8 protein-coding genes and 2 tRNA genes are annotated in these 6,804 nt (G+C 58.3%); 7 read left to right on the forward strand and 3 right to left on the reverse strand.

Annotated features, from left to right (window positions below):
- Nucleotides 1–79 precede the first annotated feature (79 nt).
- The 3 genes from PbB2_RS15430 to PbB2_RS15440 are packed head-to-tail and all read left to right on the forward strand — an operon-like array spanning nucleotide 80 to nucleotide 3,047.
- Nucleotides 80–1,366 carry a NupC/NupG family nucleoside CNT transporter gene (locus tag PbB2_RS15430; protein WP_108986277.1) on the forward strand — a complete coding sequence of 429 codons (1,287 nt, stop codon included), beginning with the start codon at nucleotides 80–82 and terminating at the stop codon, nucleotides 1,364–1,366.
- A 26-nt stretch (nucleotides 1,367–1,392) separates the two neighbouring features.
- Nucleotides 1,393–2,010, forward strand: coding sequence for a glutathione S-transferase family protein (locus PbB2_RS15435; protein WP_108986278.1), 618 nt, complete (start codon nucleotides 1,393–1,395; stop codon nucleotides 2,008–2,010).
- Nucleotides 2,011–2,018: 8 nt separating this feature from the next.
- Nucleotides 2,019–3,047, forward strand: coding sequence for a threonine aldolase family protein (locus PbB2_RS15440; protein ID WP_108986279.1), 1,029 nt, complete (start codon nucleotides 2,019–2,021; stop codon nucleotides 3,045–3,047).
- Here PbB2_RS15440 and PbB2_RS15445 read toward each other — a convergent pair.
- Both PbB2_RS15445 and rlmB read right to left on the reverse strand, forming a co-directional pair.
- Nucleotides 3,044–3,676 (reverse strand): YjbE family putative metal transport protein, encoded by a 633-nt coding sequence (locus PbB2_RS15445; RefSeq protein WP_108986280.1) that lies wholly within the window; start codon nucleotides 3,674–3,676, stop codon nucleotides 3,044–3,046. The two genes, PbB2_RS15440 and PbB2_RS15445, sit on opposite strands and share 4 nt — an antisense overlap.
- Nucleotides 3,673–4,539 carry a 23S rRNA (guanosine(2251)-2'-O)-methyltransferase RlmB gene (rlmB, locus tag PbB2_RS15450; RefSeq protein ID WP_108986281.1) on the reverse strand — a complete coding sequence of 289 codons (867 nt, stop codon included), beginning with the start codon at nucleotides 4,537–4,539 and terminating at the stop codon, nucleotides 3,673–3,675. The genes PbB2_RS15445 and rlmB overlap by 4 nt, the downstream gene beginning before the upstream one ends.
- An 83-nt stretch (nucleotides 4,540–4,622) precedes the next feature.
- Here rlmB and PbB2_RS15455 point away from each other — a divergent pair, with 83 nt between their 5' ends.
- The gene (locus tag PbB2_RS15455) at nucleotides 4,623–5,591 is read left to right on the forward strand and encodes a GIN domain-containing protein (RefSeq protein ID WP_133245856.1); all 969 of its coding nucleotides are present in this window, start codon (nucleotides 4,623–4,625) and stop codon (nucleotides 5,589–5,591) included.
- A 138-nt stretch (nucleotides 5,592–5,729) separates the two neighbouring features.
- Here the strand turns inward: PbB2_RS15455 and PbB2_RS16185 are convergent, their stop codons facing one another.
- Nucleotides 5,730–5,894: a hypothetical protein gene (locus PbB2_RS16185; RefSeq protein WP_192576391.1), complete on the reverse strand. Its 165-nt coding sequence runs from the start codon at nucleotides 5,892–5,894 to the stop codon at nucleotides 5,730–5,732.
- Nucleotides 5,895–5,896: 2 nt separating this feature from the next.
- Here PbB2_RS16185 and PbB2_RS15460 point away from each other — a divergent pair.
- From PbB2_RS15460 to PbB2_RS15470, 3 genes are all read left to right on the forward strand, one after another.
- Nucleotides 5,897–5,982 (forward strand) — tRNA-Tyr (locus PbB2_RS15460).
- Between the two features lie 63 nt (nucleotides 5,983–6,045).
- Nucleotides 6,046–6,119, forward strand: a tRNA-Gly gene (locus tag PbB2_RS15465).
- A 60-nt stretch (nucleotides 6,120–6,179) separates the two neighbouring features.
- A partial coding sequence (locus PbB2_RS15470) for a GTP-binding protein (protein WP_133245806.1) occupies nucleotides 6,180–6,804 on the forward strand: 625 nt, incomplete at its 3' end.

Raw genomic sequence — 6,804 nt, forward strand, 5'->3', positions numbered from 1 at the left:
AGTGTCCTTGCCACTTTCCCAAAGCCGCAGAGGGGCTTAAGCAGGTTATGGGCGTGGGCAGCGAAAGAAGGTGCTGAGCATGGAATGGGGTTGGGACAACGGACGCGCAATCCTCGGGGCCATCATGATAATCGGCCTGTGCTGGGTCATGAGCGAGAACCGAAAAGTGTTTCCGTGGCGGCTGGCGCTCGGTGCCATGGCGGTTCAGGCCTTTTTGCTCATTCTTCTATTTGCGGTACCGGCTTCGCAAAGTGTGCTCAACGGCATTAACTCAGCCGTTGACGGATTGAATGCCGCCACGGTTGAAGGCACCAAATTCGTGTTCGGCTATCTTGGTGGCGGCGATCCGCCCTATATGTTGGCCAGACCCGGTGCGCCACCGCCGTTCGTATTCGCATTTCAGGTCCTACCGCTCATTCTGGTGATTTCAGCGCTGTCGGCTGTGTTGTGGCATTGGAAAGTCCTGCAATGGATCACGCGCGGCTTTGGCTATTTGTTTGAAAAGTCCATGGGTCTGGGTGGGGCTTCGGCGCTAGCTACCGCAGCCAATATCTTCATGGGCATGGTTGAAAGCCCGATCGTGATTAAGGGCTATCTCGACAAGCTCTCCCGGTCAGAGCTTTTCATGATGATGGTGGTGGGGCTGGCCACGGTCGCAGGCTCAACCATGGTGGCTTATGCGGCGATATTGTCACCAACCTTGCCCAATGCCGCCGGCCATGTGCTGGTTGCCTCGATCATTACCGCTCCGGCGGGTATTTTACTGGCGCGCATCATGATCCCCGAGCAGGAAGGCCAGTATAGCGAGGGCATGGATTATTCCTCCGCGCTTAAATATGAATCGACCATGGATGCCATTACGCGTGGCGTGCAGGACGGCATGATGGTGGTGGTCAATGTCGGGGCGTTCCTATTGGTCTTTGTGTCTTTCGTCTGGATCGCCAATGGCCTGTTGACGGTGTTTGGCGAGCCTGGTGGAAGCGCACTGACCCTGCAACGCATTTTCGGCTTCATCTTTTCACCCTTGGCATGGATCATTGGCATCCCGGCAGATGAGATGCAGAAGGCCGGTGGCTTGTTCGGCTCCAAGCTGTTTTTGACCGAATTTGTCGCCTTCATCGAACTGGGCAATCTTCCAGTTGAGGCCTTGAGCGAGCGGTCACGCATGATCATGACCTATGCTTTGTGTGGCTTTGCCAATGTGGGGTCAATTGGCATCATGACCGGGGGCATGACCGTATTAATGCCCGAGCGGCGCAATGAAATCCTCAAGCTGGCGTGGAAGTCCCTCATCCCGGGCTTTCTGGCCACCTGCCTGTCGGCCACGATTGTTGCGGCCCTGCCGATGGGCGTGTTTGTTCACTGACCGCAACAGGATCACTCAGGTCTGACATGAAACTCTATACCGCCAAGCTCGCGCCTAATCCGCGTCGCGTTCACATGTTCCTCGCCGAAAAAGGCCTGTTGGATCAGATTGAGCGGGTAGAGCTTGATCTGGCCACCCAGACCAAAATTCCCGATCATTTGGGGCGCAACCCGCTTGGTCTGGTCCCGGTGTTGGAACTCGATGATGGCCGCTTTCTGACTGAGAGCCGGGCGATCTGCTCTTATCTCGAACATATGCATCCTGAGCCTAATCTGATGGGGCAAACCCCTGAAGAACGTGCCTTTATTGAAATGTTCGACCGTCGGGTGGAATGGGGCGTGCTCTTGCCGCTGGCCAATTGGGTGCGCCATGGCCATCCGGGGCTGGGCGTGCTGGAAAAGCCCCAGATTGCTGACTTTGCTGAGGCATCATCGCAGAAGGCCAAAGCCGCCATGGTCTGGCTTGACGAAGATTTGGCTGGGCGCGACTATGTTGCAGGCAATCGCTTTACCATTGCGGACATTACCGCGTTTTGCGCGCTGGAGTTTGCGCGTCTGGTTAAGTTCAAGCCGTGGGAGAGCCACCCCAATATTGCCCGGTGGCGCGATCAGGTGAAGGCACGTCCCTCGGCAGATGTGGGCTAGGCGCGCTGATGTTCGGTTCGGATAATCAGGCGGGGGCCCACCCCAAGGTGCTGGCTGCCATGGCAGAGGCCAATCACGGCCGCTGCGGCAGCTATGGCGATGATCCATGGACGCAACGCGCTCATGACTTGCTGGCTGACACGTTTGAGACCCGCGACTTTGATGCCTATTTTGTCGCCACGGGTGGGGCTGCCAACGGGCTGGCGCTCTCGGCCTTGTGCCCCAGTTGGGCAGCGGTTTTAAGCCATCCCCATGCCCATGTGCTCGAAGATGAGGGCAATGGTCCGGAATTCTTCACCGGTGGGGCGCGCCATATCGGCTTGCCCACACAGGCTCTTCTGGTTAGCCCGCAGGACCTCGAAGCCGCAGCCGCCCGCCACAGCCCGGATTTTGTCCATGGTCTACAGCCCCGCGTGGTCAGCCTCACCAATCTGACCGAGGCCGGGCAAGCCTATGGGGCGGCTCACATGGCCGATGTGGGCGAGACCTGTCGACGTCTTGGATGGCGCTTGCATGTTGATGGCGCGCGCTTTGCCAATGCGGTTGTGGCGACAGGGGCAAGCCCGGCTGAGCTGTCCTGGCGGGCAGGGGTCGATGCGTTGAGCTTTGGATTGACCAAGACTGGCGCGATGGCGTTAGAGATCATGCTGCTGTTCGGACCCGCCCGGACCCAAGCGGCGGCCTATTTGCGCAAAAGGGCAGGTCAACTCTTCTCTAAGCACCGCTTCTTGTCGGCCCAAGCCATTGCCATGCTGGAAAAGGGCTTGTGGCTGGAATTGGCCGGCCATGCCAATCAGATGGCCCAGCGTCTGGCACACAGCTTTGCTCAAGCCCAGTGTCCGCTCGCGGCTCCGGCGATGGGCAATGAAGTCTTTGTGCATTTGCGCGCCGGTCAGGCGCATGCGCTGACAGAGGCGGGAATTGGCTTTTACCCTTGGCCAACATTGGGTGCTGACACCCATCGCTTTGTCACCTGTTGGCAGACCAGTGACCGCGACATTGAGGCGGTCGCAAAAGCTTTGTCAGGCGCTGCCTAGCCCGTCCGGGCGACCAGGAATTCCCACACCTGCTTGCCCCCGTCCCACACCATGGTGGCGGCAACAAAATAGATAACAGCGACCCCCAAATAGCCGATCCAGCGATATTTCTGCAAAAGATTGGCAATCAGATCTGCCGCAAACGCCATAAAGCCAACCGCACACAACAGCCCCAACGCCAACACCACCATATGGCCCTGCGCGGCCCCGGCCACAGCCAGGACATTGTCCAGCGACATCGAGAGATTGGCAATCATCACCGTGATGATGGCACTGGTCATCGTCTTGGGATGGGCCATGGGTTGATCGGGCGTGCCGTCATGGTCCACATCGGCGGCATCTTGTTCGCGCAATTCGGTCAGCAACTTCCAGCCAACCCAGACCAAAAGCAATCCGCCCAACAATTTCAGCCCGGTGACCATCAGCAATTGGGTCGCCACCAAGGCGAACACCACGCGCAGCACCACCGCCCCAGCCAAACCCCAGAAAATCACCTTCCGGCGTTGCTCAACCGGCAAACCCGCCGCGGCAAGACCAACCGCAATCGCATTATCCCCTGACAGCGCCACATCAATGGCGAGGATTTCTAAGAGGGCAAAACCCTCTTGCAGCAAGGTTGGCACAGTCATGGCGTCGGTGTCTTTACGGCATTGGATCGGGAAAGCTGGGCCATATGAGCCGCATAGAGGGCAATGGCTGTGGCGGCTGAGACATTGAGGCTTTCCATGTGCGGATGAATTGGGATGCGGGCCAACCGGTCGCAACGTGTGCCCACCAGCTGGCGCAGGCCTTTGCCCTCGGCCCCCATCACCAGGACAACGGGTGAGCCATCCAGCACCTCATGCAGGTCATGTTCAGCATCACCGGATAGGCCGATGGTGGTCCAGCCATCTTGGGAGAGCTCAGCGATGGTCTGGGCAATATTGACCACGCGCACATCCGGCACCACTTCAATCCCGCCCACAGCGGCTTTGGCCAGCGAGCCGGTGATTGGCGGGGCCTTTCGATCTTGCTGAATGATGGCACGTGCACCAAAGGCGGCGGCAGAGCGAAAGATTGCCCCGATATTCTGCGGGTCGGTGACCTGATCGAGGATCAGTGCAATACCGTCTGCTTCTGGCAGGGCTTGATCAAGGCGCACCCCCTCCAGCGGCTGCACGCGGGCGGCAATCCCTTGATGGACGGCACCTGGCGGCAACAAGGCGCTGAGCGACTCGCCATCGGTTAAGGTCACTTTGGCTGGATCAATCGCGGCCTCGCCATGGCTTTCCAGCATGTTGCGGGTTGCGCGCACTTCCAGCACTTTCCGCTTGGGATTGCCAAGTGCGGCCAGCACGGCATGGACACCATAAATCCACGTCGTGCCATCGCTGGGCCGCTCGTCACGACCCGGACGCGGGCCCTTGGCTTTCCAAGGCTGGGCATGCTTGGGGCCGCTGCTTGGTCGGTCGCGACCTTGCTCCTTGGGACGGAAACGTGAATTCTTGGTCATGACAGTGTTTTAACGGGAAATCGGCTCCCATGTCGCCTATGAAGGCTGCATAAATTCGTCTTTCAGGCTGCGGGAGTGGCATTATGACTATGATTTTGAAACATACCCCGAAAATGCTTTTGGCTTTGGCCGGGGCAAGCGCATTGGTTTTGGCCTTTGGCCTCTCGGACCAGAGTGTGGCGGCGCAAGGTGAGGCGGCGCAAAACAATGGCAACGCGCGCCTTCTTGAACTTGATGGCGTTGTTGGTCAGGTCGAAATCCGTACCTCGCCGGGCGCGGCCTTTAATGTTCAAGTTATCCCCGGGGCCAAATTATCGGCCACGACCGAACGCGATGGCATCACGCTCCGGGTTAAGGGTCCTGTGACCGACGGCATGCGCACCAATTGCAGCAATTACACCCGCAATGGTCGCCGGGTGGAAGAGATTAAACTGGATGGCGTCCGCTATGGACCGGCAGATCTGCCGCGCATCATTGTGACGGGGCCGAGCTCGATGGGGCTGCGGATCAAGAAGTCGCTGGTCAGCGGCCAAGCCGGTGACGTGGCTGGGGCAACCATCACCATGATTGGCTGTGGTGATTTCAGCCTGGGTAATGTGTCGCGGGATCTGGAACTGGCCCTTACCGGAGCCGGTGATTTCAAGGTCGGCAGCATCGGCGGGAAACTATCGGCGCGTGTGGCCGGGTCTGGCGACAATCAGACCGGACCGGTGCGTGGCAATGTCGAGCTTGATCTTGCAGGCTCGGGCAATGCCAAAATTGGTGCCGTGGGTGGGGATGTCGAGATCAATCTGGCAGGCTCAGGCGATGTGGAGTTGGCCCAGGCTCAAAAAGCGCTGGAGATCAATCTGGCCGGATCGGGCAATGCGTGGATCAAGGCCGGCCGATCGCCTTTGTCGGCCAATATCGCAGGTTCCGGCGATATTCGCCACGATGGCACCGTGATCAACCCGCAAGTCAATATTATCGGCTCAGGCAATGTCACAGTGGCCAAGCTTGAAGGCAGTCCGCGGGTTTCCAAACTCGGCTCTGGCGATTTTGAGGTGCGTTAATTTCTGTAATGTCGAATCACAATCGCGGCTTTCTCATGCGGTGAGGGTCGCGACGGGGCCGAAATCACAGTGATAGATCGCAGGCTTGGCCGCCCAAAAGCGGACAAACATATCACGATGTGTTTCTGATGTGCGCGATCACAGCCAATCGCCATTGCGTTTGAAGCGGTCAACGCTATAACGCGGCGCTTCCAAGGCGGCTTGGCGTGCAGAGGGCGATTGGGCTTTGTGCAGGGCAGGCGGATTTGGAACTCCTGAAGCGCCGTTGCGGTTTGTGCTGTCATCGGTTGGTTCGGGTGTCATGTGGTGAGGTGGCCGAGTGGTTAATGGCAGCAGACTGTAAATCTGCCCTCGAGAGAGTACATAGGTTCGAATCCTATCCTCACCACCAGTGACATTCGCAGTCCAATTCGTATGTAGCCAGCCTGGGGCTCGTCGGTTCGGGAAATCGGTCGCGGGTATAGCACAATGGTAGTGCAGCAGCCTTCCAAGCTGAGGATGTCGGTTCGATCCCGTCTACCCGCTCCAGTTTTTTGAATAGAGCAGCCACCATTCGGGGCTGCACCAGTTGAGGCGAAGAGCACGACCATGGCAAAGGAAAAGTTTGAACGGACGAAGCCGCATTGCAACATTGGCACGATTGGTCACGTGGACCATGGCAAGACGACGTTGACGGCGGCGATTACGATGACCTTGGCGAAGGCTGGAACGGCCAAGGCGATGAGCTATGCGGACATTGACGCGGCTCCCGAAGAAAAGGCGCGCGGTATTACGATCAATACCGCCCACGTGGAATATGAGACGGCAAACCGTCACTATGCGCACGTGGATTGCCCAGGCCACGCCGACTATGTGAAGAACATGATCACGGGTGCAGCACAGATGGACGGCGCGATCTTGGTGGTGTCGGCGGCCGATGGCCCGATGCCTCAGACCCGTGAGCACATTTTGTTGGCCCGTCAGGTTGGCGTGCCAGCGCTGGTTGTGTTCATGAACAAGGTCGACCAGGTGGACGACGAAGAATTGCTGGAACTGGTGGAAATGGAAGTGCGTGAGCTTCTGTCCAGCTACCAATTCCCTGGCGATGATATCCCCATCACCAAGGGTTCGGCTTTGGCAGCGGTTGAAGGCCGTGACCCGAAGATTGGCGAAGAAGCCATTTTGGCGCTGATGGCATCGGTGGATGAGTATATTCCACAGCCAGAGCGTCCAT

The sequence above is a fragment of the Candidatus Phycosocius bacilliformis genome, from assembly GCF_003112735.1.
Lineage (GTDB): Bacteria > Pseudomonadota > Alphaproteobacteria > Caulobacterales > Aquidulcibacteraceae > Aquidulcibacter > Aquidulcibacter bacilliformis.